2 protein-coding genes are annotated in these 1951 nt (G+C 70.5%); both read left to right on the top strand.

Annotated features, from left to right (window positions below; genetic code table 11):
- A partial coding sequence (locus tag ACJMNC_RS13185; RefSeq protein WP_408948413.1) for a phosphotransferase family protein occupies positions 1 to 946 on the top strand: 946 nt, incomplete at its 5' end.
- The coding region (locus ACJMNC_RS13180; RefSeq protein WP_408948412.1) for a hypothetical protein at positions 943 to 1951 on the top strand (1009 nt) is incomplete at its 3' end. The genes ACJMNC_RS13185 and ACJMNC_RS13180, both read left to right, overlap by 4 nt.

Genomic DNA, 1951 nt, shown 5'->3' with positions numbered 1-1951 from the left:
GGCCGACGCCCGCTGGGACGGCAGCGAGCACGCCCTGGCCGTGCGGATCGCACCGTCCGCGCAGAGCGATCCGGTCTTCGAGTCGTACGATCTGCCCGGACAGTTCCAGGTGATCGGCCACGTCGCCGCACACACCGCGGTCCCGCTGCCCGAGCTGCTGTGGTGCGAGCCGGACACCGGACCGCTGGGCGCGCCGTTCTTCGTGATGTCCCGGGTGGACGGCCGCATCCCGCCGGACGTGATGCCCTACACCTTCGACTCCTGGGTGACCGCGGCCTCCGATGCGCAGCGCGCCGAGCTCACCCGCAACTCGGTCGCCGTGCTCGCGCAGGTGCATTCCGCCCCGATCGACGGCGCGGGCCTGGAGCAGCCTCAGCCCGGTGAGACGCCGCTCACCGCGCACGTCCGGAGGCTGCGCGCCTTCTACGACTGGGCCAGCACCGGCCGGGCCGGGGCCCCGCTGATCGAACGCGGCTTCGGCTGGATCCTCGAGAATCTGCCGGAGGAGACCGATCCGGTGCTGTGCTGGGGCGACGCCCGGATCGGCAACATCATCTACGGCGAGAACGATTTCGCGCCTCGGGCGGTCCTCGACTGGGAGATGGCGGCGATCGGCCCGCGGGAGCTGGACGTGGCGTGGATGATCTTCATCCACCGCTTCTTCCAGGATCTGACGGTGGCCGCCGGTCTGGCCGGGCTGCCGTCCTTCCTGCGCCGCGCCGACGTCGTCGACCACTATGCGGCGCGGACCGGCTACCGGCCGCAGCACATGGACTTCTACACCCTCTACGCCGCGCTCATCCACGCCGTGGTCATGTACCGGGTCACCACCCGTACCATCCACTTCGGGCAGGCCGTCGAACCCGACGACCCGGACGACATGATCATGCACCGCGCGACCCTCGAGGCGATGCTGGCCGGAACCTACTGGACGGAGCTGCCGTGAGCCTTTCCCCGCTCGACGACTACCCGATCCATCAGGTCGCCGAGGTGATCCGGCATGTGGGCACCTCGGACCGCAACTTCTACGACCGCTACTACTTCAACGCCCACCACGACGGCGACCCGGACCAGCCGTGGCTGATCCTGGGGCTGGGCGTCTACCCGAACCTGGGGGTGGCGGACTTCTTCGCGGTGGTCCGGCTGCGCGACGAGCACATCGTGGTGCGCGGCTCGCGGGCGCTCGGCGACGACCGCTGTGATCTGCAGATCGGCCCGCTGCGCATCGAGGTGCTCGAGGGCCTGCAGCGGCTGCACCTGGTCCTCGACCCCGGCCACGGCGACCTGTCCTTCGATCTGGAGTTCACCGCGGACTCGCCGGCCGTGCTCGAACCCCGGCACTTCCAGCGCCAGCTCGAACGGGTCACCTTCGACACCATGCGCTTCGTGCAGACCGGACGCTGGTCGGGGTCGCTGACCGTCGACGGCGCCGATTTCGACGTCGACCCGCAGCACTGGCGCGGCAATCGCGACCGGTCGTGGGGTGTGCGGCCGGTCGGCGAGGCCGAGCCGCCGGGCCGCCGGGCCGCCGAACCGGACGCCACCACCTTCTTCTGGATCTACTCGGTGATGCGCTTCGCCGGCTTCGCCGTGGTCGTGGTGGTGCAGGAGACCCGCGAGGGCGAACGCATCATGGGCGACGCACGGCGGGTGTGGGACGACCCCGGCCGGGCACCGGAATGGCTGGGCCGGGTCGAGCACCGGGTGAGCTTTCTGCCCGGCACCCGCGAGGCGTCGTCGGCCGAGCTGCGCTTCGTCAAGCCGTCGGGGGCGACGACCACCGTGGCCTGCGAGCCGGTGCTGGCGAACTATCTGGGGATCGGCACCGGCTACGGCCTGGAGCAGGACTGGCGGCACGGCATGTGGCAGGGCGAGCTGAAGGGGGAGTCGTTGCGGCACAAGGTGTCCGACCAGCTCCAGCCTGTGGAACACGGCGTTGCTGAGGTGGAAG

Source organism: Gordonia sp. VNK21, assembly GCF_046098115.1.
GTDB lineage: Bacteria > Actinomycetota > Actinomycetes > Mycobacteriales > Mycobacteriaceae > Gordonia.
The sequence above is the reverse complement of the archived record's forward strand: the minus strand, read 5'-3'. Positions and strand labels throughout refer to the sequence as shown.